Annotated in this window: 25 protein-coding genes; 16 read left to right on the plus strand and 9 right to left on the minus strand. The window is 46.3% G+C overall.

Annotated features, from left to right (window positions below):
* Positions 1–132: 132 nt before the first annotated feature.
* The 6 genes from MKX59_RS23665 to MKX59_RS23690 all read left to right on the plus strand — a co-directional run bounded on the left by MKX59_RS23665 (position 133) and on the right by MKX59_RS23690 (position 5,271).
* A complete protein-coding gene (locus tag MKX59_RS23665; protein ID WP_071559386.1) occupies positions 133–1,038 on the plus strand; it encodes a M15 family metallopeptidase in 906 nt (301 codons plus the stop codon).
* A gap of 90 nt (positions 1,039–1,128) precedes the next feature.
* Complete coding sequence (locus MKX59_RS23670; RefSeq protein ID WP_226887799.1) at positions 1,129–1,686, plus strand: hypothetical protein; 558 nt, start codon at positions 1,129–1,131, stop codon at positions 1,684–1,686.
* Complete coding sequence (locus tag MKX59_RS23675) at positions 1,686–2,024, plus strand: hypothetical protein (protein ID WP_340859402.1); 339 nt, start codon at positions 1,686–1,688, stop codon at positions 2,022–2,024. Before MKX59_RS23670 ends, MKX59_RS23675 begins: the two co-directional genes overlap by 1 nt.
* A 1-nt stretch (position 2,025) precedes the next feature.
* Positions 2,026–3,459 (plus strand): glutathionylspermidine synthase family protein, encoded by a 1,434-nt coding sequence (locus MKX59_RS23680; RefSeq protein WP_340859059.1) that lies wholly within the window; start codon positions 2,026–2,028, stop codon positions 3,457–3,459.
* A gap of 94 nt (positions 3,460–3,553) precedes the next feature.
* Positions 3,554–3,967 (plus strand): DUF350 domain-containing protein, encoded by a 414-nt coding sequence (locus MKX59_RS23685; protein WP_023986801.1) that lies wholly within the window; start codon positions 3,554–3,556, stop codon positions 3,965–3,967.
* Between the two features lie 227 nt (positions 3,968–4,194).
* Complete coding sequence (locus MKX59_RS23690; protein ID WP_071559383.1) at positions 4,195–5,271, plus strand: Gfo/Idh/MocA family protein; 1,077 nt, start codon at positions 4,195–4,197, stop codon at positions 5,269–5,271.
* Positions 5,272–5,429: 158 nt separating this feature from the next.
* Here the strand turns inward: MKX59_RS23690 and MKX59_RS23695 are convergent, their stop codons facing one another.
* A complete protein-coding gene (locus tag MKX59_RS23695; protein ID WP_071559382.1) occupies positions 5,430–5,930 on the minus strand; it encodes an NAD(+) diphosphatase in 501 nt (166 codons plus the stop codon).
* Between the two features lie 135 nt (positions 5,931–6,065).
* Positions 6,066–7,535 carry an MFS transporter gene (locus MKX59_RS23700; protein WP_071559381.1) on the minus strand — a complete coding sequence of 490 codons (1,470 nt, stop codon included), beginning with the start codon at positions 7,533–7,535 and terminating at the stop codon, positions 6,066–6,068.
* A 164-nt stretch (positions 7,536–7,699) separates the two neighbouring features.
* Here MKX59_RS23700 and MKX59_RS23705 point away from each other — a divergent pair, with 164 nt between their 5' ends.
* Complete coding sequence (locus MKX59_RS23705) at positions 7,700–8,125, plus strand: MarR family winged helix-turn-helix transcriptional regulator (RefSeq protein ID WP_023986805.1); 426 nt, start codon at positions 7,700–7,702, stop codon at positions 8,123–8,125.
* A 94-nt stretch (positions 8,126–8,219) separates the two neighbouring features.
* Here MKX59_RS23705 and MKX59_RS23710 read toward each other — a convergent pair whose 3' ends face one another.
* Positions 8,220–8,798: a TetR/AcrR family transcriptional regulator gene (locus tag MKX59_RS23710; RefSeq protein WP_028541135.1), complete on the minus strand. Its 579-nt coding sequence runs from the start codon at positions 8,796–8,798 to the stop codon at positions 8,220–8,222.
* 188 nt (positions 8,799–8,986) lie between these two features.
* Between MKX59_RS23710 and MKX59_RS23715 the strand changes: the two genes are divergently transcribed.
* Complete coding sequence (locus MKX59_RS23715) at positions 8,987–10,210, plus strand: MFS transporter (RefSeq protein WP_340859061.1); 1,224 nt, start codon at positions 8,987–8,989, stop codon at positions 10,208–10,210.
* Between the two features lie 17 nt (positions 10,211–10,227).
* Here MKX59_RS23715 and MKX59_RS23720 read toward each other — a convergent pair whose 3' ends face one another.
* Positions 10,228–10,656 (minus strand): DUF3995 domain-containing protein, encoded by a 429-nt coding sequence (locus MKX59_RS23720; RefSeq protein ID WP_071559378.1) that lies wholly within the window; start codon positions 10,654–10,656, stop codon positions 10,228–10,230.
* Positions 10,657–10,677: 21 nt separating this feature from the next.
* Positions 10,678–11,232 carry a TetR/AcrR family transcriptional regulator gene (locus tag MKX59_RS23725; protein WP_071559377.1) on the minus strand — a complete coding sequence of 185 codons (555 nt, stop codon included), beginning with the start codon at positions 11,230–11,232 and terminating at the stop codon, positions 10,678–10,680.
* Between the two features lie 548 nt (positions 11,233–11,780).
* Between MKX59_RS23725 and thrS the strand changes: the two genes are divergently transcribed.
* On the plus strand, positions 11,781–13,694 hold the full coding sequence (gene thrS, locus MKX59_RS23730; protein ID WP_053324540.1) for a threonine--tRNA ligase: 1,914 nt from the start codon (positions 11,781–11,783) through the stop codon (positions 13,692–13,694).
* A gap of 158 nt (positions 13,695–13,852) precedes the next feature.
* Here the strand turns inward: thrS and MKX59_RS23735 are convergent, their stop codons facing one another.
* Entirely contained in the window at positions 13,853–14,653 is an 801-nt protein-coding gene (locus MKX59_RS23735; RefSeq protein WP_053324541.1) for a GTP pyrophosphokinase, read from the minus strand.
* Between the two features lie 274 nt (positions 14,654–14,927).
* On the opposite strand from MKX59_RS23735, the gene MKX59_RS23740 reads away from it, so the two are divergent.
* The 3 genes from MKX59_RS23740 to MKX59_RS23750 are packed head-to-tail and all read left to right on the plus strand — an operon-like array spanning position 14,928 to position 17,079.
* The gene (locus tag MKX59_RS23740; protein ID WP_007428584.1) at positions 14,928–15,389 is read left to right on the plus strand and encodes an S-ribosylhomocysteine lyase; all 462 of its coding nucleotides are present in this window, start codon (positions 14,928–14,930) and stop codon (positions 15,387–15,389) included.
* A gap of 5 nt (positions 15,390–15,394) precedes the next feature.
* Positions 15,395–16,165, plus strand: a complete 771-nt coding sequence (locus MKX59_RS23745; RefSeq protein WP_339201388.1) for an SDR family NAD(P)-dependent oxidoreductase — start codon at positions 15,395–15,397, stop codon at positions 16,163–16,165.
* 29 nt (positions 16,166–16,194) lie between these two features.
* Positions 16,195–17,079 (plus strand): MetQ/NlpA family ABC transporter substrate-binding protein, encoded by an 885-nt coding sequence (locus tag MKX59_RS23750; RefSeq protein WP_025719774.1) that lies wholly within the window; start codon positions 16,195–16,197, stop codon positions 17,077–17,079.
* Positions 17,080–17,134: 55 nt separating this feature from the next.
* Here MKX59_RS23750 and MKX59_RS23755 read toward each other — a convergent pair whose 3' ends face one another.
* Entirely contained in the window at positions 17,135–17,977 is an 843-nt protein-coding gene (locus tag MKX59_RS23755) for an AraC family transcriptional regulator (RefSeq protein WP_023986815.1), read from the minus strand.
* Positions 17,978–18,216: 239 nt separating this feature from the next.
* On the opposite strand from MKX59_RS23755, the gene MKX59_RS23760 reads away from it, so the two are divergent.
* Positions 18,217–20,400 (plus strand): alpha-galactosidase, encoded by a 2,184-nt coding sequence (locus MKX59_RS23760; RefSeq protein ID WP_023986816.1) that lies wholly within the window; start codon positions 18,217–18,219, stop codon positions 20,398–20,400.
* Positions 20,401–20,642: 242 nt separating this feature from the next.
* Here the strand turns inward: MKX59_RS23760 and MKX59_RS23765 are convergent, their stop codons facing one another.
* Entirely contained in the window at positions 20,643–21,536 is an 894-nt protein-coding gene (locus tag MKX59_RS23765; RefSeq protein WP_340859064.1) for an AraC family transcriptional regulator, read from the minus strand.
* 157 nt (positions 21,537–21,693) lie between these two features.
* On the opposite strand from MKX59_RS23765, the gene MKX59_RS23770 reads away from it, so the two are divergent.
* Positions 21,694–22,599: a DMT family transporter gene (locus MKX59_RS23770; protein ID WP_068941256.1), complete on the plus strand. Its 906-nt coding sequence runs from the start codon at positions 21,694–21,696 to the stop codon at positions 22,597–22,599.
* A 56-nt stretch (positions 22,600–22,655) separates the two neighbouring features.
* Complete coding sequence (gene csaA, locus MKX59_RS23775) at positions 22,656–22,988, plus strand: chaperone CsaA (RefSeq protein WP_053324545.1); 333 nt, start codon at positions 22,656–22,658, stop codon at positions 22,986–22,988.
* A 266-nt stretch (positions 22,989–23,254) separates the two neighbouring features.
* Here the strand turns inward: csaA and MKX59_RS23780 are convergent, their stop codons facing one another.
* The gene (locus MKX59_RS23780) at positions 23,255–25,681 is read right to left on the minus strand and encodes a UvrD-helicase domain-containing protein (RefSeq protein WP_340859067.1); all 2,427 of its coding nucleotides are present in this window, start codon (positions 25,679–25,681) and stop codon (positions 23,255–23,257) included.
* A 311-nt stretch (positions 25,682–25,992) separates the two neighbouring features.
* On the opposite strand from MKX59_RS23780, the gene MKX59_RS23785 reads away from it, so the two are divergent.
* Positions 25,993–26,844 (plus strand): zinc ribbon domain-containing protein, encoded by an 852-nt coding sequence (locus MKX59_RS23785; RefSeq protein WP_071559698.1) that lies wholly within the window; start codon positions 25,993–25,995, stop codon positions 26,842–26,844.
* The last annotated feature ends 56 nt before the right edge of the window (positions 26,845–26,900 follow it).

A 26,900-nucleotide genomic window follows, 5' to 3' on the forward strand; every position in this document is an offset into this window, starting at 1 on the left:
CTTTTTCGAGTCTATTCGCCTTCATCGAACAGGATAACGGCTTCGAAGAGTGCCAAAAGTTCAGTTACAATGGGGAAACGGAAAAGTGACGGCAAGTCATGCATCAATTGCAATATTGGAGGAGATACCAGCATGAAACGACATATACAACAGACGCGAGCATCTAAGCGCTGGACCAAAGCGCTCATTCCAGGGCTGATCCTGCCAGGGCTATTACTGGCAGCCTGCCAGCAGGGAGGATCAGGTGGACAGGAAAGCGAGCCGTTGAAGTCATCTACAGCGGTACAGGAGAATGTGCAGCCTTCCACCCAGCCGGATGCGGACAATGGCAGCACTAGCGCTGGACAAGCCTCTGCGGGTACAGAAGGCGGACAAGCCGACCCTGTGATGGCGTTGCGGAGCCAGAGTGCGCTGCAAGCCACGGTTAAGGAAGAGGATGGAACCGCGATCGTCACCAATGCGACTTCTGATACAGTCGTTGTGAACAAAAAGCGCAGCTTGCCTGTAGGCTATGTCCCCGATGATCTGGTGGAGCCGCAGGTACCATTTTCCTTCGAGGGACCGCATGAAAAGCGGCATTTGCGTAAGGAAGCGGCAGAGGCACTGGAGAAGCTGTTCGACGGGGCGGAAAAAGACGGCATTGAGCTGCGTGCGGTATCGGGATACCGTTCCTATAAGCGTCAGGTATCTATTTTCAACAACAATGTAAAGACAAAGGGGCAGGAATATGCCTCTAAAGTTAGCGCTGTACCGGGTACGAGTGAGCATCAGACAGGTTTGTCCATTGATGTATCCAGCCCAAGCGTAGGTAATGTGCTGGAGCAATCCTTCGGAGCTTCCAAGGAAGGCGAATGGCTGGAAAAACATGCACCGGAATACGGATTTATTATTCGTTATATGAAGGGGAAGGAAGATGTAACCGGTTATGTGTACGAGCCTTGGCATATCCGTTATGTGGGAATAGACATTGCGGAGGATGTAGCCAAGCAGGGGATGACGCTGGAGGAATATTTCGACGAGAACAATATCAAGCTGTAGCAGCTAAAATCAAGCCGTAATCCTAGGGATTGCGGCTTTTTGTCGTGTTTTTCTTCCAAATTGAACCTTTTCAAGGTAGAATCTCGTATAGTGAACGACGACAGAAGCGCTTTGATTTGTTGCAAACCTCATGACAGAAGCGTACAGGAAGGGAAGGGAATCATCATTTATTATTCATTAACGTATCGCGAATGGTCGGAAGACACTCAAAAGGAACTGCGCAGCCTGACACGGGAATCCGTATCGGGAGATGAGCTGTTTCTACGCAAGCTTGTAGACGCTACGCGTCTCCATGACAAACTATGGTCGCATATATCGAATGAAAGTGAGGAACATACGGATCATTCCGTCTATGTGACTGAATTTACAGGGGAACGTGCAAAGCCTTACGGTGCCTCCATCACAGACCTCGTGCTTGCCAGTGAGGGAGGTTACACTTCCACATTCAGTGCAATGTACTGGATATGGCATGAACCTGCATTCCGTAGTATGGATCAGCGGGAAGGCTCAGTATTTACTTTGGAGTTGGCCCAACGACTATTAGATCACTATACAGTACTGGGTGGCAAAACATATGAATTTATATATTCGGTACTGGACCCTCAGCTGAAAAAGGTACATCTGTTTGTGAAGGAGGTCGATCTGTGATGGAGCATTCTTGGGAAAAAATGAAATCCAAGCCCGGCTCTCGTACACGGATGGCGGCCTTTGCCCTGATGTTGGCTGTCCCGGTTGCTCTGACGGGTTGCGGTGACGACGAGTATTATGACTGCGATGAGCTTCCTGTATCGGAACAAACGGCGTGTCGGGATTCAGGCAGCAGCGGGTATTACTATGGTGGATCGACATATTATAGTGGAGGCTCCTCCTACCATAGTAGTCGTTCATCTTCCAGTTCTTACCGCAAAAGCTCATCCTCATCTTCCAGCTCACACAGCGGTTTTGGCAGCAGCGGCTCACGCAGTGGCTTTTTCTCTGGGGGTTAAGATGAGCATGCGCACGATTCGGCAATTGCCTTATGAACATAATGAGCTTTTTAAGGGTGAAATCAGCCGTAGAATTCCGTATCATCGCATGTATGGTAAATCCTATTGCGTGCCGGCCTTAACGGTATATCGGGAAAGCGAGCTGGCAGAGCTTCAGACTGCTTCTGAGGCGGTACATCGTATTTATCGCAAGGTTCAGCAATTCGTCCAGCGCTATATGCCGGATGAATACCTGGTGGAACGGTTGGGGATTCATCCAGGCTTGCTGCGTGCTGCACGAATGGAGGCCGAGCCGGATGGGATAACCCGCCAGGACTGGATTGTGGGGGAAGCGGGTATCAAGTGCATAGAGAATAACACCGATACCCCAACCGGGATTCCCGAGGTGGCTTATCTCGAAGGAAAGCTGCTGGAGGTGCTGAGTAGGGATGGAATATCGGCGGATGACAATGCATTACATGGACCCTCATCTGGAATGGACGAGGCGATTCAGTCTGCCTTGACGGAGTTCATTCATTTTTATAGCAATAAGGGATTAGGAACAAAGGTGTATTTCACTTGCTATGACTGGCACATCGAGGATCAGACGAACACCAAATATATTATGCATTTATGTGAACAAGCCGGGTTTGAAGTGGTTTATGCGCCTTTGGAAGAACTGGAGATTATCCCGAATGAAGGATTGTATCACCGGGGAGAGCAGATCCACATTCTCTATCGCCTGTATCCGCTGGAATATCTAATTGATGACCGGGAGGAGGATACGGGGCTTGAGGTGGGGCAGGCGTTAATGGATATGGTGGCAGACGGGAAAATAGGATTAATCAACCCGCCGCAGCATATCATTACCCAGAGCAAAGGGTTCACCGCAACCGTGTGGTCGCTATATGAGCGCAATGAGCAGACACCAGAGTTCTGTGGTTTTCGCTTGTTTGACGATCGCGAGCTGGAGGTGATACGAACCTACCTGCTGCCTACGTATTTTGAACCCTCGGTGTTTATGCAAAATAAAGAGCCTTATGTGGCCAAAGGTATATGGGGGCGGGAGGGTAAAGGGACGCACTTGATTGAACATCCTCAATCCGAAGAGATGCTGAAAGGTGCTTTGGGAGAGGTTGAACCTGCGCAGACTGACAACCCTGATCTGCTTCACCAAGCTGATGGTCCACGAACGCCTGAGCAGGAGGAAGCCGCACATATTGCCGCTTATTACGAGGGACAGCCTAAGATTTATCAGCGGCTGTGGCCGATGCAGAGCGCAGAGGTACAGACCGAGGAAGGGCTATTTCACGGCTATGTGCTGACAGGCATATTCGTGATCGGGGGGCGTTTTGCGGGTGTCCTGCCGCGAATCGGTGAAAAGGTAACAGGTGATATGGCCTATTATTGCGCCGCCGCTGTTGCCACCGTACCTCCTAATCCGCCCGTTATATAAGCTGAATTAAACAATGTACCATATTCGAACATATCTGTTATTTTCACAAGTGAGGATTTTGCAAAATCCTGAAGTATCATAAGGAGGAAGAAAATTGGACTCTCATATCAGTTTGGGCAACGCATTGGGCAATGTAGGTATCGGCCTGCTTATCCTGTTTGCCATCTTAATCGTAGGTTATTTTGTGTTCAGCTTGCTGACACGTTATAACGATAATCAAGAAATCGCACGCGGCAATGAGGCGGCAGGCATCTATATGGGTGCAAAGCTGCTAGGTCTGTGTATCATCGTGGGAATGGTGTCGTACAGCAGTCATTCATGGCTAGATATGCTAACCTGGTCGGCTGTGGGCATTGTAGTGCTGTGTCTGGTCTATGTGATTTTTGATCTGGTGACGCCGCGTACCAAAGTGTGTGAGGAAATTGCCAACGGCAATGTGGCTCTGGCACAGCTGCTGCGCTCGGTCATCGTCGGGGTGTCTTTTGTGGTAGGTACATTTTTGATGTAGTCGATATAGAGAAGGGATACAAAGGATCTGCAACACCGGACAACGGAGCTGCAGATCCTTTTTTATAGAACATTGTATTCACTGCCCGGCATCAGACTGTTGAATTGAAGGTTGTGACGATCACTTCCTGTGGGGACTATTCTACAAAGCAACGGGTGATACTGCATAGCAAAAAGGAATTTGCTACAGAGTTCAAACCAAATAGAAGAGAAGGGAATTCTGAACATATGAGTACCTCCACCTCCCCAACCAAACAAGTTCGGATGGGTATCATTGGCCTGGGTCTGATCGCTGAATATCACATGAGATCACTGCACACCATCTCGGGGGTATCTATTGTGGCCGTTAGTGATGTGAATCCCAATCGCCTTCAAGCCATCGGAGAACAATTGCAACTACCTGCTTCCAAGCGGTACGCCCATTATGAAGCATTAATCCGTGACCCAGAGGTAGATGCGATTCTGTCGCTGACACCCAATGATGTGCATTTTGACATTATTCGTATTGCGCTGGAAGAACACAAAGCTGTACTGGCAGAAAAACCATTGACTCTTACATGGGAAGAAGCGGATCAGTTGAAAAAGCTATACAAAGCGAATCCGGTGCCTTTGCTGGTTCACTATAAGCATCGCTACGGGGCGGCCTTCCAATATACCAAGCAACTGCTGGATGAGCAAAAGCTGGGTAAAATCTATAACATTCAATTTCGTTATCTAATGGATGCATTTGCGCCATATCGTCAGCATCCATATACATGGCGTCACAATTTAGCCAAGGCTGGTTCTGGAGTAGTGGGGGATACAGCCTCACATATCATTGATCTGGCCCGTTTTTTGGTGGGTGAATTTAAAAGTGTCGCAGCGCTGTTACATACCATTACACCCGAGCGGTTCGATCCGATCACGGGTCTGCCTGTAAAAGTAGATGTGGAAGATCTTGCTGCCTTTCATGGCATCGTAGGCGACAATACCGTGGGAACCTTTATCACTCATAAAAATGCCATCGGCATACGGCACGATATCGAAGTCGATATCTATGGAGAACTTGGTACGCTGCACGCCAGCCTCAATAACCCGGAAAGTATCCGCATTGTGCTGCGTGACTTGGAACACCCAGGTACCGAATACGAGACTTGGGCTGTCCCTGTAATCTATAATCATACGGCTTATGAAGATTTTGTTGAGCTGGCAAGGGGAAAATCTGTGGATCGTGCTCCCATATTCGAGGACGGCTACAAAAATCAGTGGGTACTTGAAAAAATACTGCAATCCTGGAAAGAGAATGGACGTTTAGTAGAAATGTAGGGGATGTGAGGGGAATAGCTGAAATTCCAGCAATGACAAAGAGTATAAACATGCTGTGACCCGCAAGAGGGTTCCTTTGAAGAGCAGCCATCTTGCGGTTTAGCAATTCAATATATTCTGTAAATTCATCATTTTGGCATCGCCACGCTTATATCACTTCAAATGAATCCTGCCTCAATCTTTTCAATAATGGTCAGCAAGAAGGATTCCGCTAAGCTGTTTTTCAAAATAGCTTGCTTGGCTTCCTCCAGTGTAAACCAACGTGCTTGATCTACCTCCGTACTAAGAACATCCAACTGATCGTCATTCACAATGGATACAAAATTCAGCATCAGTGTATTGCTTCGTTCAAAATACTCACTGCGCATATATTGATACTCATCGACTTGTAATCCTACTTCTTCCTTAACTTCACGCACCAATGTCTGCTCGGCGGATTCACCCTTGCTCACATAACCTGCCAATAAAATGAAGCCCTGAATATTGTACTGCTGTATGAGCAGCACCTTATCTCTCTGACTATTCAATACAGCGGTACTGATCGCAGTGCTGAATATCGGGAAACGAAAGACCTGGCATGTATGACAAAAGGGGATAGGGCCCTCACCTTCACACTCCTTCACCATCAATTTTGTTCCGCATTCATAGCAATATTTCATGTAAGCGCCACCCTTGTATCACATTTTTAAAATTGTAAATGTTGTTTTTAATGCCGTGTTTGTACTGCAATACTCATCATCTTAATCCTACGATTATTGTTCTGTCTACGGACGCTTTATTTCTTCTCTTGGTCTTTATCCCTTTTCTTGCTGCGTTTTTGCCCGTCTAGCCCCAATCAGCCGCCAGCCTGTTAACAATGCCGCCACAAGACAGATGGACGCGGACGTCATAAAGACTACATGCATGCCTGCCAGAAAAATTTCTGGATGACCCGGGACCAAGCCGGTGACCCGATAACCAGCCTCTTTACTCATAATATAAAAGAGGATCGATGTGGCCAAAGTGATCCCCACAACCATGCCGACGTTGCGAACCAGCGAATTGACACTCCCGGCTGAGCCGAGCTGTGTGCGGGGTACCGTGGACATAATCAGCGAGTTGTTCGGCGATTGGAATAAACCACTGCCAATGCCCAGCATGGCAATCCACAGACCCACGAGCGGGATGGAGCTGCCTGCATGCAGTTGGGCCAATCCAATTTGGGCAATGACCATAACGACCAGCCCGGCGAATGTAAGCAGTTCAGATCCGATTTTATCGGAAAGTGCACCGCTGAGAGGGGCCACAATAACCATCGAGATGGGGAGCAGCATCAGCAGGAACCCGGCATGAAAAGGCGACAAGTTCAGCATATTCTGCGCATAGAAAGGCGAAATGATGTTAAAGCAAAAATTAGCGACGAACACCAGAAAAGCACACAAAATACTGAGCGAAAATAACGGATTTTTGAATAGCGCGAGCTGTAACAGCGGCCCAGAACGACGAAGTTCCAACCTAATGAACATGGCAAAAGCAACTACAGCCACCACCAGCGAAGCAACGATACGTTTGTCTCCATACCCGACCTGCTGTCCCAGCAACAATCCGACGAACAAAGTGAGAATAAAAATAGCAAACACTAAGCTACCGGGAATGTCAATTTTATCTTTCACCTTGATCAAATCCTTCGGCAAAAGCTTCCAGCCAAGAAAGACAGCTACCAGCCCTACCGGTACATTGACCCAGAAAATATACTGCCAGCCCAGCGACGAGACAATAATACCGCCCAAGCTTGGCCCGGCGATACTGCCCAGAGAAACGAAGGTTCCAATGAGGCCAAGTGCTTTGCCCCGTTCATTGGACGGGAAGATATCTGTCACGATCCCCTGGCTGTTCGCCATGGTCATGGACGCTCCAAACGCCTGAATAATACGGGAAATCAGCAGCATAGAGAGCGAAGAGCTAAGACCGCACAATAGGGAGCCAAGAATGAATACGATTGTGCCGATTTTGAATATTTTGATTTTACCAACGATATCTCCAAGCTTGCCAAAAAATAAGATAGCGGTACATATCGCCATTAAATAGGCGGTTGTCACCCATTCAATCTGTGCCACGGGTAAATGTAACGTGCGAGACAACACAGGAAGAGCGATATTGACGATGCTTCCATCCAATGTGGACATAAATGTAAACAGATTCAAAACAATTAAAATCAGCCAACGTTTCTTCTGGACGTCGATATTCTCTTGATAGGTTGTAGCCGTTATAGCAGTTGAACTCATCATTACACCTCGTTATCGTTAACAATTTCTATTTAGTTGCACGCGCAACTAAATGAACGGTTCTAGTGTACAGCAAATTAGTTGCGTGTGCAACAATGTTATTGTAAACTTTGCTTTGGTCCCAACTGGGGATGTGTCATTTTTAAGCCAATGAGGTGTATTTGATGAGAAAAAAACAACCGATTGGAAAGCTAATTTCCCACCTGTACCGTCGTAATCAAAAAATATTGTCCAAAAAACTGACTCCTTACGGAATCGGCAGTGGAGGACAACACAGCTTTTTAAAGCTCATTTTGCAGCGGCCGGGCATTACACAAGAGCAGTTGACGAATGAACTTAAATTTGACAAGGCAACCACGGCACGCTCTGTGAAACAATTGGAGGAATCAGGCTACATTGAACGGAAAACAGACCCAAATGACCGCCGTTCCCATCTTTTGTCTCCTACGGCCAAGGCGCTAGAATTTTCCCCTGTCCTACAAGGAATATTGGACGAGTCCAATGTCAGCCTTGTCTACAATCTATCCGAAGAGGAAGAGGAGCTTCTTATCGATTTACTGCAAAAAATTAGTATAGACCCTGACGAATAAACAAATCAGGAGTTAGCCAGAGGATCGTGGCAGGTAAAAGAAAAAGCAGCCCTCACAGAGGATACTCTGTGAGGGCTGCTTGATGCCACGTCATTCAGTCCAAGCCAATTCCTTTGAACGCATTTATGACTAACTGTCGCACATAGGAATCGTCTAATGGATAACCGGTTACCAACAATCGATAAAAAACCGGCCCATAAATGAGATCGATACATAATTCAATATCGAGATTTTCCTTCAATTCTCCGCGCTCTATTCCGCGCTCAATAAGAAGCCTAGCCTCAAGTCGCCGAGGGTGGAAATATCGGGTCCGGTATGCCTCTGACAATCCTGAATCAAGTTGCCCTTCGCCTATTAACTCCGTAATGATTTTACCCTCTCGGCTTATTAAGAACCGCACTAAATTCGTGGCATGAATGAGAATGTCATCTAATACACAACCCGTGTCGGGCACGGGCAATCTTGCTATGGTGGCTGACAGGAAGCCATCCATCACTACTGCAGCTTTGTTAGGCCACCATTTATAAATGGTGGCTTTGCTAACTTTCGCTCGCTCAGCAATTTTTTCTACCGTAACCGCCCCAAAGCCTTGCTCCAACAGTAGATCATAGGAAGCGTTAAGGATAGATTTTTGCGTCTCGACATTACGTGGACGTCCTCTTTTGCTCTGCACTGGAATGCTCACCTTCTTAACGGATATAAGTAAACGCGAAAAATAAACTATACGTTCAGTATATCAAATATTATGTGAAATAAAAAAGTTGATTTCGCCTATTTACAAAACGAAACGTTCAGTATATTATTTGATTATAGAATTAATGAACTATACGTTTAGTATTTAAATTAATGAGGAGGATTATCATGCAAAGAGAACAACAAGCCTTAGAAAGTAACCGTATCTCAAATTGGATGATGTTTTTGTTGGCAGCCGCATGCGGCCTTATTGTTGCCAACCTGTACTATGCTCAAACCCTTGTAGGACCTATTCACATTGCTATGGGTCTTTCTTCTACAGCAGCGGGCTTCATTGTCACCTTGACTCAAATCGGTTATGTGGTGGGATTGCTATTTATCGTACCGCTCAGCGACATTATTGAAAATCGACGGCTCATGGTCATATCGCTAATCATCACAGTCTGTGCATTGGTTGTTGCCGCTTTTGCCACCAATGCCCCGTTGTTCCTGACCGCATCCTTATTCATTGGAATTGGATCTGTGGTAGCCCAAATACTGGTGCCGTACGCCACCTATTTAGCATCCGAAGAGCAGCGCGGCCGCGTTGTTGGGAATGTCATGAGCGGACTCTTGCTAGGCATTATGTTCGCACGGCCAGTAGCAAGCTTTATCACCAGCACCTGGGGATGGCAAGCCGTATTTATTTTGTCAGCCATTGTCTTGACGCTGTTGACGATTCTGCTCTCGCGAGCTCTTCCAGAGCGCAAGCCTGTGCCTACGGTATCTTACAGTAAATTGATTTTCTCGTTAGGCACTCTTTTAAAACAAACGCCTGCATTGCGTCGCCGTGCCCTCTATCAAGCCTGCCTATTTGGGGCCTTCAGCCTATTTTGGACTGTTGTTCCTTTACGATTGGCGGATGATTTCGGAATGTCTCAACAAGGGATTGCATTGTTTGCTTTGGTAGGCGTAGGCGGTGCAGTAGCTGCTCCGATTGCTGGGAGATTGGCTGATAAAGGCTGGAGCAAAGGTTTAACCGGGTTAGCTATGATCATTGCAGCCTTGTCTTTTTTGCTCATCTATCTTTTTCAAAGTCATTCGACCGTTGCGCTCGTACTTCTCTTTATTTCAGCGATTACACTGGATATGGCTGTATCGGGAAACCTTGTACTTGGACAACGTGTGATTTACTTCTTGGGAAGTGAAGCGAGAGGGCGTTTGAACGGATTATTCATGTCTATTTTTTTCATAGGCGGAGCGATTGGATCATCATTAGGGGGTTGGTCGTATGCGTTAGGAGGTTGGAATTTCAGTTCTCTGATTGGAGTCGTCCTGCCTGTACTGGCTTTGCTGTACTTTTTCACTGAGAAAGAAACGAGTGGAGACGTGCGAAAGAGACAAACCACCTGATAGAGGTCAGCTTTAAGCTATGCCGTACGCAAAAACATAATGATTAAAATGGCTGTTCCCAAGAGAAAACAAAGGGGCGAGTAGAGCACAGTGTCCCACTTTGCAAAAACAGTTCCTTTTTTTCTCTTGAAAAGCCCTACCCATTTGAAATCTCCTATAGAACGTAAAATAAATACGCACGACAACAAGCCTGCACCGTAGGAATGAAAGGTACTGAAAAACAGGAATTGTGTAACTCCACCTAGTTCTAGTACGAACCAAGCGGCTAAAGCTAGTAGAATAGCTACAATTGATGTCCCTATCTTGGAGGGCTCAAAGAGCAAAGCCGTTCCTGTGCTTGGGATCGCTGCCTTTGCACCTTTTTGTCCGCCGAATACCCAATATAGATGCATGCCGCTCAGTACCCATAGAATTCCGCCAACTGCCCATGTAAGTAACTCCAACATGTGGCATCCTCCTTAATTGAATTAATTTGAAATCCACTCTGTCCAAATCATGTGAATATGCTGTTGAATGGCTTCGTCACTTAACGTCTCTTGCTTGTGACGCTCATACCAACCTAAGTAGTAATGGTACAACATCCATGATCTCTGAAAGGCTTTCTCTGGTTGCATTCCCTTCTGTATTAAAAGCTGCTTCATAAACTCCATTCTCATCTGTTCGACTTCATTGAGTAGGGAATGGTAACTATCATCCTTCAATGACAGTTTTCGCAGATAAAACAGAAAATCTCCTCGTTTCGTCTTCCCGAACATCTGGGTTAACAACTCTCTGATCCGCTCATCTGCGGCAGCATGGATGATGGACGCTGCAATAACCTGTTGTGTCGTCTGTTCCTTCCATGTCTCCACAATCTGTCTAATGTAGCTGCTGCGATTGTTAAAATACCAATAAAAACTACTCTTACTGCACCCTAAAGCAACGGCCATTTTCTCAACTACGAGTTGATCAATCCCACCCTGTTCAAAACGTTCGATTCCTTTCTGAATCCATTGTTCTTCTGTGACAATAATTTTAGGCATCTCTCCCTCTCCCTTTCTGTACGGTATCGTCTAGATAAGTATATATTATAGTGTTTTTAGAGCTGTGTAAATATGGGCACATGAGCTCCCTTAGCTAGCTGATGCATAGGAGGCATGAAATTACATAATCGCCCACTTGAAATACCTGCGAATTTGATCTATAATGCTGTAGCATATAGTGATATTCAAGGCATTGACCAAAGACATGATTTCCTTGAAGGGCCGTTCAGAGAGAAAAGACGAGGCTGAGAGCTTTTCCGGCAACCGCATGTGAAGTTACCCCTTTGTAGCCGTGACGTTGAACATGTAGCTGTGCAATCTGGCAGTAACATCAGTAAACGCCTACCGCTTTATCCCCGTTAACGGATACCAATGGAGGGTCACGCATGTCGTGCATGAGTATGTTCCGATGAACATAAATGTACGCACAGGAGCGGGCCGAACTAGGGTGGAACCACGAGCTGAACGCACTCGTCCCTTGAGGGAGAGAGGCGTTTTTTTGCGTTCAATTTTGATATAGCACACAATTTGAAATGGAGGCTTTAATCGTGAGTATTCAAGTGAAATTGCCGGATGGAGCCGTACGCGAGTACGAGCAGGGCGTAACGATCGCCGACGTGGCGGGTTCGATCAGCTCCGGGCTGAAAAAGAACGCAGTAGCAGGTAAAGTGAACGGGAAGGCTGTAGATCTGAACACCGTTTTGGATCAGAACGTTGACCTTGAAATTATTACGCTGGACGGTGCAGACGGTCTGGAAATTTACCGCCACAGTACAGCGCATTTGCTCGCTCAGGCGCTCAAACGCATTTACGGTGAGAAAAACGTGAAGCTGGGTATCGGTCCGGTCATCGACAGCGGCTTCTACTATGACATTGATATCGAAAACCCATTGTCCGTTGACGACTTGGCCAAGATTGAGAAGGAAATGACGAAGATCGCACAGGAAAATCTGCCGATTACACGTCGTGTGGTTAGCCGTGAGGAAGCCACTCGTATTTTTGGAGAGTTGGAAGATCCACTGAAGCTGGAACTGATTCGTGATTTGCCGGAAGAAGCGGAAATTACAATCTATGATCAAGGCGAATTTTTTGACCTGTGTCGTGGCCCGCATTTGCCATCTACTGGCCGCATCAAAGCTTTTAAACTGTTGAGTGTAGCGGGCGCATACTGGAGAGGCGATTCCAACAACAAGATGCTGCAACGTATCTACGGAACAGCATTCCCGAAAAAAGCACAACTGGATGAGCACCTGCATTTGCTAGAAGAAGCGAAAAAACGCGACCATCGCAAGCTGGGTAAAGAGCTGGAACTGTTCATGTTCTCCGAAGAAGCACCGGGCATGCCGTTCTACCTGCCTAAAGGTATGGTTGTCCGCACTGCATTGGAAGATTACTCCCGTGACATTCAACGTCTGCATGGCTATGAGGAAGTACGTACACCGCTGATGATGAACAATCGTCTGTGGGAACAATCGGGACACTATGAGCATTACAAGGAAAACATGTACTTCTCCGAAGTGGATGAAACTACATTTGCTCTGAAACCGATGAACTGTCCAGGGCATATGCTTGTGTTTAAAAATGAGCTTCACTCCTACCGCGATCTGCCAATTCGTATAGCCGAATTTGGACAAGTGCATCGCCATGAGCTGTCCGGCGCGTTGAACGGTATGATGCGTGTTCGTACATTCTGTCAGGATGATGCGCATATTTTCGTCACACCAGGTCAGATTGAACAAGAAATTACAGACGTAATTAAGCTGATTAACGAAATGTATAGTGTGTTTGGCTTTGACTTCACAGTGGAATTGTCCACACGTCCAGATGACTTTATGGGCGAGCCAGTACTGTGGGATCAAGCGGAACAAGCTCTGCAAAACGTGCTGGATCACCTGGGCATCAACTACCGTATTAATGCGGGAGATGGAGCATTTTACGGTCCAAAAATTGACTTCCACATTCTCGATGCGCTCAAACGCAGCTGGCAGTGCGGAACGATCCAATTGGACTTCCAAATGCCTGAAAAATTCGACCTCACTTATGTGGGCGAGGACAACCAGAAGCACCGTCCAGTCGTTATTCACCGTGCTATCTACGGTTCGATTGACCGCTTCATGGGCATCCTGACTGAGCATTTTACAGGTGCATTCCCATTGTGGTTGGCTCCTGTTCATGCGAAGCTGCTGCCAGTATCCGAGAACTATATCGAGACTGCTAATGAGATACAGGATGCGTTGCTGAAAGCAGGTCTGCGCGTCGAAGTGGATACTCGCAATGAGAAGCTTGGTTATAAAATCCGCGAGGCGCAATTGGAGAAGGTTCCATATATGTTCGTTATCGGGGAAAATGAAAAAACAACCGGTACTGTAGCGGTTCGTAAACGCGGCGAAGGCGATCTGGGATCACTCAGCATTGCGGACATCGTAGAGAAAATCAGCACAGAGATTCGCGAGAAGCAGTAATATTTGATCGAAAAAATGTGTGAAAGAGCCATCAAAACCATGATGAACGTGGTTTTGATGGCTCTTATTTATACCCAATACATAAGAATCCAGCGTAAGAATGAACCATAGTTGTTGCAGCCTCGACTGAATTCTTAAGTTATCTTGTGCACAAAAACTTAGCAGGTTTGTGGCCGTGAAGTGGCGTGATCTGCAGGGAGGTAGAGTGTCTTCAAGGACGACTCTTCGGATTGTTTCGCCGGGGATTCTTCCGCATCCTGTTCCTCGCTAAGCGATAAAATTTCGCCGCGCAACTTCAGCATTTTCTGATCCAGCTCGTAGGTTGCACGTGCGGCTTCGGTCAATCCATTAACGACATGTTCAGGCACTTTCTTATCGAACTTATAGTACAAAATATGCTCCATACTGGCCCAGAAATCCATAGCCAATGTGCGCAATTGAATTTCAACCTTGATCCAGCGTGTGCCCTCAAACAGGATCAGCGGAATTTCCACAATGACATGCAGGCTCTGATAGCCGTTGGGCTTAGGATGGGCTATATAGTCCTTGACCTCCAGAATACGAATGTCTTCCCGTGTGTGAAGATGATCCATCAGACGATAAATATCTTTCACAAAAGCGCATACCACGCGCATTCCCGCGATATCATGAATTTCACGCAATATATTGTCCAAGGTCACTTCATGCCCTTTGCGCCGAACCTTTTCCACGATGCTGTGGGGCTCTTTGATCCGGGTTTTAATATGCTCAATCGGGCTAAAACCGTCTAACAGCTTCCATTCCGTCTGGATTAGCTTAATTTTATTCTTTAATTCCTCCAGAGCCAGCTGATAAAGGACGGGAATCTTTCTCCACTCCTCTAGTTGCTTGGCGTTAACACTGTTTTGATCCAGCTGTAGCTGAAATTCCTGCAAGGGTAATGGGACAGCATTCAGGTGCTTCCAATCCGGTTCATTCACAGAGCATTCTCCTAAATGAGGCTTATGATGTCCTCGATCTTTTTCGTAAAAATGCATTATCGTATACATTGTACACTATGTCAAAACCTACAGGCAAAGGAGAGACGGTCAAAGAAAAAAGAAATGCGACAAGAATTATGGTGGTAAAACCGAGTAATCCGATGTATAATTACAAAAATGCTGATTTGGAGCATTTAATTCTTTGAAAAAATCACAAATGTAGAGTATCCATCATTAGATTAAAAATATAAATTACAGAAAAGAGGAAAAGAAAATGGCAAAAGTAGAAAGTTTTCAATTAGATCACACGATTGTAAAGGCTCCTTATGTAAGAGCAGCGGGAGTAGAGCATGACGAAAAAGGAAGCACAGTACAAAAGTATGACTTGAGATTTTTGCAACCTAATGAAGACGCACTTCCGACAGCAGCTGTACATACGCTGGAGCACTTATTAGCGACGTACCTGAGAGATGAAATCAAAGGAATTATTGATATCTCTCCTATGGGATGCAGAACGGGGTTCTACTTGATTTTGTGGAATGAACATGAGCCAGAGGAAATTGCACTCGCTTTGGAAAAAACCTTGAAAAGAATTCTGGAAACGACAGAGGTTCCGGCTGTTACTGCTTTGGAATGCGGGAACTACAAGGACCACTCTCTTTTTTCAGCGCAGGAATATGTGAAGATTGTATTAGAGGCGGGTATTAGCCGCGATCCTTTCGAAAGAGTATTTTAAAATCTATGATTTCGATTGACCTATCTCATCAGACAGCGGTAGTGACAGGCGGCAAGTCAGGCATAGGCAAGGGAATTGTAGAGCTTTTCATTAAAAGCGGAGCTAAAGTGATTTCTGCTGATATTTCTTATGAAGAGCCGTATAGAGTGGTCAATCCACAGTTGGTTGAAACGCAATTGGACATATCCAAACCGGATGATATCGAAAGATGGTGCGATCTACTAATCAGCGAAGCGGGAGTGCCTGATATATTGGTGAACTGTGCTGGTACTTCTACGATGGATTATGTCATTGATAGTGAGTTGGCTGATTGGGAGAAAGTATTTTCGATCAATTCAACTGGGCTGTATGTAGCGTCCAAACGGTTTGCCAAGGAAATGGTGGATGCTCGTAAATCAGGACGAATTATCCAAATTGCTTCGCAGGCTGGAAAAAATGGATATCGGGCGATGGGCGGATATTGTGCTTCCAAACATGCGGTTCTCGGCTTGACCAAGGTGATGGCCATTGAGCTTGCCCGGCAAAATATTTTGGTAAATGCGGTCTGCCCCGGCATTGTAGAAACGCCGATGAAGCATCGTGAACGGATTGAAGGGGGCGTCATTCGCGGAATGACCGCTCAAGAAATATACGAAGAAGATTGTTCACAGGTACCTTTGGGGAGAACGGCTGAGGTGGAGGATGTCGCCAATGTGGTGCTATTTCTGGCAAGTCCGCTCTCTGCATATATGACAGGACAAGCGATTAATGTTACAGGTGGAATGACGATGCACTAGCATACTAGCATGATCTGGGGGAAAACAACATGAGGAAATCGTTCGTTTTACTATTAGGGATTAGTTTATTATTGGTTGCCGCAGGATGTGGTAATAAAAGTTCAGACAGCAATGGCTCCAGCGCCGCTTCCGGTTCGGAAACGCAAAAAGTAGTCATCGGCTCCATGGGCTCTGACGCCCAGATATGGAAGCATATTGCCCAGTCCCAGGCCGCCAAGGATGCCAAGCTGGACATTGAAGTGAAAGAAATTAACGGCGGAATCGAAACGAACAATGCGACCAAAGAAGGCGAAGTAGATGTGAATGCATTCCAATCGTGGGCGTACCTGGTTAGCTATAACAAAGAGAGCAAAGCCGATTTGAAGGCTATAGCCACAACCTACCTGGAGCCTATGGGGATTTATTCGCAAAAATTCAAAAGCATCGATGAAGTGACCGACGGGGCTCTGGTAGCTTTGGCAGATAACCCGGCCAATACAGCAAGAGGTTTAAAGTTATTGGAAGCCTCCGGTTTGATTAAGCTTAAGGCTGACTTTAATGATGCCTTGGGTACTGTCAATGATATTACTAGCAATCCTAAAAACCTGAAATTTGAACTAATTGATGACAAAACAGGACCACGAGTGATTCAAGATGTAGGCTTGGTGCTGATTGGGAATACAATTGCTTTAGAAGGGGGTCTGAATGTACTGAAAGATTCCTTGTTCCATGAGGAGATCAGTCAGGCAACCAAAAATAATATTAACGTCCTGGTGACTTCATCTGATAAGGCGAATGACAAAGGGCTGCAAAAGTTAGCGGATCTCTATCATAACGAGGATACTCAAAAATACATTAAAGATGAATTTGGCGGTACCAAAGTAGAGGTTAAAGAGCCGGTTTCTTATTTGGAAGGACAAACTACAACAAAATAAACTTATGAGATCAGCCAGTTTTTCTGGCTGATCTTTTTTGTTCGTAAGAGGCCTCTTACCAGTAGTCGGCTTGACTTTGAGCATGGGTTTCAGTTCGATAATGTTTGGGGGAGAATCCCTTTACCTTTTTAAAAATTTTCGAGAAGAGTAAAGAGTCGTTATAGCCGACTGAACGGGAAATATCACCTATCGAAAGTTCAGCGTTTCCCATCATTTCACATGCTTTGTTGATCCTATAGCGAACCAAATAATCCTGAATGCTTGTGTTTACTTGTTGTTTGAATAACGAACATAAATAGCTTCGATTGAGTCCGATAAAATTTGCAATGTGCTCAATGGTAATTTTCTGAGCATAATTCATTTCAATAAAATCCTTCACTTTTTCCACGTAAATTTCCGCCCGGCTTTCCTTTTGTTCGGGGGGCGTTACCGGGCCGAACTCTATAAGCTCCGATAACATTAAGCATAGCAGACCGGTTAGTCTGGTTTCCCGAGCTTTATGGCATCCACTTGATTCATTCATGAGCTGCAAATATTGATAAATCAAATGGTCTCCTTCAAAGTTGAGGATTGGACGCGTCATCGTTAGACCTGCTTGCTTGAGGAGTGTTTCTGCCAGTGCCCCGTCAAATCCAAACCAGCAATAAGACCAAGGATTCACTACATCGGCTTGATAATAAGTAATGACCTGGGGGCAGATTAGAAACCACTGTCCTTTCCGTAAGCGATAACTGAACCCACCGACCTCGAAGGTACCTTCTCCGTCCAAAATATAATGAAGCAGATAGTGATCTCTTATCGCAGGTCCAAAAAAGTGACTCGGTATGCATTCCTCTATGCCAAACTGAGTTAGATACAATTCAGAATGCTGCTTACTACGCGGCAAATATTCTATCACGCTAAATCTCCTTATGTAAATTATCAAGCATTATAACATAAATAGTGAGCACCATGCCATGTACTTCATATCTAAAATTAATATATCATTTCTGTAGAACCTATTGCGACTAACGAGGAGCTTATCAAGCTTTACACCATGTGAACTTAGTTGGTGGTGTTACAAAAAGGTTCTTCTATGTCCTTTTTTAGGTGCGGATTTCCGAGGGGTATGATCTAGAGGGAGGGGTTGTTTTTCCAATGGGTATCATTGTTCAAGAGCAAACGGGGCTGTTTCATCTACAGTCGTCGGGCATGAGTTATATTATTCAGATTGTGGATGGATTTCCTGTGCATGTATATTGGGGAGATAGGCTGAAGCACCGCGAATCAATGACCGATCTATTGCTTCACACTTCTGCGACGGCTGGATTGGATCGGCTACCGCAAGAGTACCCGCAGTATGGGAGTGGGGACTTCCGTAACCCTGCGTATCAAGTAGAACTTGAAGATGGAACTCGTATCACGGAGTTAAAGTACGACGGTTACCGGATCATCAAGGGAAAGCCATCATTAACCGGGCTTCCGGCCGTATATACCGAGAATGAAGACGAAGCGGATACGTTGGAACTGGAGTTAAAAGATGACTTTTCAGGTCTTAAAGTTGTTCTTCTTTACACCGTCTTCGCGGATCGAAACGTAATCGCTCGTTCGGCTCGTTTGAGTAATACGGGAGCCAAGAATCTTCGACTTCTCCGTGCTCTAAGTGCCAGTGTCGATTTTTCAGGTAAAAGCGATTTAGAGTTCATGTATCTTTCGGGAGCATGGGCTCGGGAGGGGAATATTACCCGCAAACCGATTCTTCAAGGTGAAACCCGAATTGATAGTAAAAGGGGCATGAGCAGCCATCAACTCAACCCTTTTGCTGCATTGGTCACTCGGGGAACAACGGAAAGCTATGGTGAGGTATTCGGCTTTAGCCTCGTGTACAGCGGGGGCTTTGAGGCGGGAGCGGAAATAGATTCATTTGGCTCTACACGGTTTAACATCGGCGTGAACTCCTTTGACTTTTCGTGGTTACTGAGCCCAAGGGAGAGTTTCCAAACGCCAGAAGCCGTTATGGTTTACTCCGGTCAAGGACTGGGAGATATGTCGCGGACGTATCATCGCTTGTATCGGACTCGACTTTGCCGAGGGAAATATCGGGACGAAGAACGCCCTATTCTGGTCAATAACTGGGAAGCTACCTATTTTGACTTCAATGCAGATAAGTTGGTATCGATAGCGAAAGAGGGGGCTGAGCTAGGCATCGAACTATTTGTCTTAGATGACGGTTGGTTCGGAAAACGGGATTCCGACAATTCGTCTCTCGGCGATTGGTACGAGGATCGTCGGAAGCTGCCAGACGGACTCGCGGATGTCGCGAACCGTATCAATCGGCTGGGTCTTAAATTCGGGCTCTGGTTCGAGCCAGAGATGATCTCTCCGGACAGTGAGTTGTACCGGGAGCATCCGGACTGGTGCCTCCACGTTCCGGGACGCAGGCGCAGCGAAGCCAGATGGCAGCTAGTGCTGGACTATACTCGCAAGGAAGTGCGCGATTTCATCTACGATTCGCTTGTTGCCATTTTCTCCAGCGTGCCAGTCTCTTATGTGAAATGGGATATGAACCGCTGCCTGACGGAAATCGGTTCCGCTGCTCTGCCGCCGGAACGCCAATCCGAGACTGCCCATCGCTATGTTCTTGGATTGTATGAGCTGTTGGAGCGCATCACCACCGAATTTCCGCATATTCTTTTCGAGAGCTGTTCAAGTGGCGGAGGGCGCTTTGATCCAGGCATGCTTTACTACATGCCCCAAGTCTGGACTAGTGATAATACCGATGCGGTGGAACGCCTGAAAATCCAATATGGAACTAGCCTTGTCTATCCTGTAAGCGCAACCGGGGCGCATGTCTCGGCAGTTCCGAACCATCAAGTTGGACGCATAACGCCCCTTGATTTTCGAGGTGATGTCGCCATGTCCGGAAATTTTGGATATGAGCTTGATCTCACGAAATTCACCGATGAGGAAAAAGAGACGGTCAAACGCCAAATCGCAGTATACAAGCAGATACGTGGCTTAGTACAGAAAGGTGACTTGTATCGCTTAAAGAACCCGTTTGAAGATAACGAATCGGCTTGGATGTTTGTTTCTGAAGACCAAGAGGATGCCATCGTCTACTATTTCCAAGTGATGGCTGTCCCGAACGCGCCTTGGCGAGCCCTGCGCCTTGACGGACTAAATCCAGAGCTCGAATATGAAGTTAAGTCAGGAAATAGCGGGCAAAAGTCTATCCATGGGGGGGATCGGCTTATGAAGTTGGGCCTCCCTCTTCTCTACAGACAGAAAGACTATGAAAGTGGATGGTTCAGGCTCCGGGCAATAAGGTCCGGTAAGGCTTAAGCATCAGTACAACAGTATAATTGCCGAAAGAGAGAAAACAATCGATGGAGTTATGCCCCTTTTTATATGAAAAGGGGCATTTTGCGTACAGCAGCTGTACTGATTGAGGAGGGGGAAGCCATTTTTTTATACGAATGATGAATGACATGAAACTGAGGAAGATGTAGGAGTTACATTTGAATTTTGATTGAAAACAGGATCATCAACAGAGTAAGTCGTTACGCTGACGGCTGCTTCATTCCTTAATTAATGAATTCATTTCTAAATTTCCGGAATTCATTAGGTGTTTTTTTATGATGTTTTTTAAAAGACTGAATGAAGTGATTTACATGATTGAACCCCACTCTGTGGGCTATTTCAGTTATTGTAGAATCTGTTGAAATTAATAACTCGCTGCTTTTCTTGATACGGTACTTAATTAAGTAGTCGTAAGGTGTCATATGAATGGTTCTCTTAAAACTACGAGTGCATTCCGAAATACTTAAATGTGCTATAGCAGCAATTTCTTGCAGTGTTATATTATCTGAGTAGTTTTGATGGATAAAGCTGAGCATCAATTGAAGTCGCTCCTGTTGCAATTTCATGTATTTAGGTGCTTCCTCAGAAGACAGCGAAATATTAGATATTAAGACTAACCATAATTGTGCCGTTTTGATGGAAACCTCGTATTCCCAGCCCCATTTTTTTTTCATATCGAATTTCTGTTTCATATCCCAAAGCATTTGCAGTATTTGAATTTGCCATTCAGCATCTCCTCTGATTACTAATGACAATAAGAGAGAGTTTGTATAAGGCAGTACATAGTTTTTTTCCATCGCACTATCTGCATAAAAGGCCAGCAGCTTTTCAGGGAAATTAAAACTGACATATTGACCGTTATGTGTAAGGTGTGTAGTAACGTGAAGAACACCTTTATTAATTAAAATGGCCTGACCTGTTTCTAATTCATGATCAATGCCGTTAACTTGTATCACTAGCTTTCCTTTGGTAACCAAAGTGATTTGTAGTTCCTCATGCCAATGTAAATCGTTGAATCCTCTACCCTCAGGACTACTTGCATGAATAGTATGGGTGTACATGATGTATGGAAATGAAACATCGGGATATAGAATGGTCTCATGCAATTGTTTTTCCATTTTAGCGAGGTCCTTTCTGATGACGATATTTCTATATAAATTAAAGATATAGTTACACAAATAAAATAAAAGTGGTGATATTATTATACCAGATCTTCGGCTTATCATTACAATCCTGTGCACAGGCGATTGGATAAGACATCTTGGAGGCGTATATGTGAAAATAAATCAATCGTCGTTACCGTTTCATCCGTATATTTTGCTTTTAATCAGCATACTGTCTGTTTCTATCTCATCTATCATGATAAAATCCTCAGATACTCCAACCTCTGTGGCTGGGATGTACAGATTGTATATGTCAGTACTCATAATGCTTCCCTTTGTACCTTGGAAAATGTTTCGTTCCTTAGAAATGAACAAAAAAGATTGGAGTACTGTTTTCATAGCTGGTCTTTTTCTCGGGTTATATTTCTTATTCTGGATGGAATCTTTAGTATATACCTCAGTTGCGAGTTCCATGGTCATCTTATCCTTACAGCCTTTATTTGTAATGATGGGTTCATACTTTATGTTCAGAGAACGAGCAAATATATTGACCATTCTTTGTTTGATCGCCGCTCTTGTCGGTTCAATCGTTATAGCTTGGGGAGACATAGGGATTTCGAGAGAGGCATTAATCGGAGATGGATTATCTTTAGTAGGAACAATCTTGGTTTCAGCATATATGTTGGCAGGACAGAAAGTAAGCCACAAAATAAATGCAAATTTATATAGTGTTATTGTTTTTTTTATTGGTGGCAGCGTCATGCTGGTCTACAATTTGTTGAATCATTATTCCTTGATCGAATATGACTCGTCGGATTGGATGTATTTCTTTTTACTTGCAGTAATCCCAACTATTTTTGGACAATATATTTTTAATTTGTTGTTGAAATCGATGGGTGCAACTACGGTCTCAGTTGGTATTATTGGAGAGCCTGTTCTTGCCATAATTCTCGCCTACTTATTCTTGGGAGAAATAATCTCTGCATTTCAATTCATAGGTGGAATCATGACTTTATTCGGTATGGGGATGTATTTTTGGGCAAAATCTTTAAAGTATACTACGGTTGCAAAATATTAAATTTGAAATTCATTATCGCGAAATTGAAGAAAACAATCGATGAGGAGAATGTTTAGATGGCAACGATTGATGATTTTTTGAAACTAGATATTCGAGTTGGAACCATAATTAAAGCTGAGTTTTTTGCAGAAGCAAAAGTACCTGCTATTAAACTTGAAATTGATTTTGGACAAGATATCGGAATAAAAGCTTCGAGTGCACAAATCACAAAAAGATATGTGGCTGAAGATATTATAGGGGAACAAATCATAGGTGTAGTCAACTTTCCACCTCGACGGATAGCAGGCTTTAAGTCAGAGGTGTTAGTCCTTGGAGGAATTCCCGAAAAGGGGGATGTGGTTTTATTGAAACCAGATATCAAACTACCTAATGGAACACCTATTGGATGATTGATCGGCTGTTTAATCAGTAAAATATATAACTTCACAACAGGCAGGACATTGAACCTAACGGGATACGATCGTTCAATAGCAAGTTGAAACAGAAAGCGGCAGACTAGGACTTTATTTTCACGTCCTAGTCTGCCGCTTTTTCTATTATTGGTCTGTCTAAAGCTTATTTGATTCATTAAAATCTGCAACAATTAGGCTGGAAATCACGGGTGTCACCAGTCCAGTAAAAGCACAATTCTCCATACCAGCTATATGCCTTATACCTATCTGGCCGGGATGCTGCGCGTCCCCTCTGTCATCGGGGAGGCGCAGAGCGGGCACACCGGCGGTGTGCTTGTGCTAGCCGCGCTTGTACGGCGTCCGCTTGTTGTGTCGCGCCGCATCCACGCCTTGCAGGCGTCGTCGGTGCATTTCCACACGGGCACGTTGATGCGTGGCTCCGCCTGAGACCCTGCCACCGACGAGGTCGTCCGTGTCGTAGCACTGCCTGGTCCCGGCCTGCTGCTCACGCGGGTCGCTGTGCCAGACGCTGGCGATCCAGCGCCAGCACGGCTGCTATACCCGGAAGCACCCTTCGGTTGGCCGAAGCTGCTGCGGCGTGCTTCTGGCTTGGAAACCTCAGGGGTGACCCCATAGGCTTCCAGCAGGAAGCGTGACACGGCGGCAGGCTTGCCATGATTAGAGGCGGGAGAGGTGATGTACAGCAACTCCTTCGCCCGGGTGACGGCCACATAAGCGAGGCGGCGCTCTTCTTCAAGCGCTGCATCGTTATCCACAGCGGTAGTCGGGGCGGCGCCTGCCCGCCGATCCTCCGGCAGCTCGCTGTGCAGCGCCGAGCTGTGCGGCAGAATGCCTTCGCTGGCTCCGATCCAATATACGCAAGGGAATTCCAGCCCTTTGGCGCGGTGGATCGTCATGAGCCGAACAGCATCGCTGTCTTCCTCTCTGCGCAGCGATTCCATTTGGCGGTGACGCTCGGAAAGCTCGTCCGCAAAGCTGACGAACGCCTCCACGGTGTCAAACCGCTTGGCTGCCGTTTCGAGCTCCTCCAGACTTTCTTGCATCGTTTCCTTATAATGAGTCCACGCGCCCGTATCTCCGCTCTCCAAATATTTATCATAAAAGATGCGCCGCATTTCTTGAATGGCATAGGTAGGTTTCATTGTAGTGAGACTGCGAATCAAACGAATACGCTCTTTCACCTGTTCACGCTGAAAATCACGTAGTCGATCCCAGCGGCTGAGATGAATCAGCGGGTATTTTTTAGCCTGCTGTTTCTCCTCGCGCATAATCCATTCCATCCCCGCCTCACGGGAGACGTACAGCGGCCCAAGGGTGCTCGGAATGGATTCCATACGCCGGGGATTCAGCGACAAACGCAGGTGGTCCATTAAGGGACGAATCAGGGACTGATCATAAAATACAGCCCCTGCTCCATACTGAATAAATGGAACATCCCGCATAATTAATTGCTCAAAAATAGATCGGCTTCCGCTGGCTGTCCGGTGCAAAATAGCGATATCCCGATAGCGCAGCCGACCTTCCTCTACCTGTCCGAGTAGATGGGTAACAATATGCCCCGCTTCTTCCTCGGGTCCGGATGGGGTGGCAAACTGCGGCGGCAAGCCTTCACGCCCGGCAGCCGAAAGACGTTTGGAGCGTCGATGAACATTTTTGGCAACAATGTTAGAGCCCAGCCCCAAAATCCGCGCATCGCTGCGATAATTAATATCCAGGGTAATGACCTTTGCATCCTTATAGACTTTGTCAAACTCCAGAATGGATTCCTGGCGTGCCCCATTAAAGGTATAGATCGTCTGGTCATCATCCCCCACGACCATCAGATTGCGATGTCGGGCAGCCAATCGTTGCACCATCTCATATTGCAGGGCATTCGTATCCTGAAATTCATCGACCATGATATGTGAAAAACGCCGCTGAAGCGGCTGAAGCACATCCGGGTCACGCAGCAGTGCGGAGGCACGCAGCAGAATATCGTCAAAATCCATTTTATTGCGCTCCTGTTTCCACGCTTCATAAGCGAGCATGGCACGCTTGGCATCCGATTCCTCGCGCACGGTTTCCGGTAGCTCGTCCGCGCTGCGGCCTTCCGCTTTCCAGGCGGAGAGGGCAGACAGCAGGCTTTCTGGCTGGAAAGCCTCGCTGAGTCCAAGCTGCCGCAGCATCATTTTCATAACGGTATGCTGGGCCTGCGTTTCACCGAACACTTCATCTTGCACGCCGCGATGACGCAGCATCGCCAAAGCGAATGAGTGAAACGTGCGAGCCTGAACTGCACGTGCAGCGGCAGGGCGCACACCGGGTAATCCCGCGATGCGCAGTTTCATTTCGGCAGCTGCCTTGCTGGTGAAGGTCACCAGCAGAATGGACGATGCAGGGACATCCCGCATCGCCATCAGGTAGCCTGCGCGGGCAGCCAGCACTGTGGTTTTGCCGCAGCCAGCCCCTGCAAGGGTCAGAAGGGGGCCTTTGCCGTGGCGGACGGCCTGGATCTGCGGGCGGTTCAGGTGAATGCCGGCGTTCTCTAAAGCACGAAAATAGGCCGAGTCTTGGTCGGTGTCGGGCACCAGCGTCATACTGGTATCCATGGAAGCACGACGTGCCTGAGGGCTCGACGTTGAATAAGGAACCCCGATGGGTCGGGGGTAAAAAGAAGGATTTGGGTCCATAATCCTGAAACCCCTTTCGTTCTCAAAATCTTCCATTTTCACAAATGGGGGTAGTTTTTGGTATGATAGAGTTCTAGTCAGCTTTAGCTGACGATAAGAACAAGGCGATGGACTAAAATAATGCTGAAATTCATGCGGATCTTGCCGGAGCGACAGAACGTCAATACGTTGACGCTAATGCCAATAGCCTTCAAACAGGCAATATGACCGCATTCCATTATACAGGAGTTCGAGGTTTGCCAACAGAAAAAAACTTTGGGATATACGGACGGTATAGTGAAATCCGGCTGGATAATGGGGAGGAAATAACGATGAAGCTGATTCAACGTATAAAGGAAGGCGCTAATCGCGCAACAGAAAAGGCGCAGCATGCTGTCGAGATTAGTAAGATCAATTCACAAATTACAACGATTCAGCAGGAAATGGATGTTCATTTCTTACGAATGGGTCAAATCTTTTACGAAGGCTACCGAGCATCCGACATGTCGGTGGCAGAGACCGAGATGACACAGCTATCCACTGCATGTGATGAGCTTCAGGATGAAATTGACGAGCTGCGCAGTAGAATTGCAGAATTAAAAAACGCTCATTTATGCACCTGTGGAGCGGTTGTGCCTCTGGATGCGAACTTTTGCCCCAAATGCGGACGCAAGCTCAATGAAGGACAGGCTGCTTCCAAACAAGTAGCTGCTGTGCGTGAAGAGGTGCCAACGGACGTCTATTCTTTTGATCTGCGCAAGCCAGAGGTAGTGAAGGATGCTGCGCCTGCTTACACGGAGTATGCAGAACAGGAAGTAGTCGATCGGCATGAACAGGAACAGGATGAGCGGTATGAAACACACGAACCAGCGGGACTAGACCGCGATTACACAGTATCTGATTTTACACCGGAAGAAAAAGCGGCATTCGACGCTGAGTGGGAGCGCCGTCGTCAGGAAGAACTGGAAAAAGAACACCGTCGTCTTGAAGAACTGGAACGCGAGCGTGAGCGCCAGGAGGAGCTGGACGAGCGAATCCGATATTGGAAGGCCAACAACTCCGGGGCCGAGAAGCCGGTAACGCCGTCTGCACAAGTACGTGAAAATGTAAAATGCCAAATCTGTACTGCAGAACTACCTAAAGGGTCCAAATGGTGCCCGCGTTGCGGAGCTGAACAGATTTGACGCAGCCGAACAGGCTGCTGCAGGACACAGACATAACGCCGGGCAGCATAGGGGGA

The organism is Paenibacillus sp. FSL R7-0340, assembly GCF_038002205.1.
GTDB classification, from domain to species: Bacteria; Bacillota; Bacilli; order Paenibacillales; family Paenibacillaceae; genus Paenibacillus; species Paenibacillus polymyxa_B.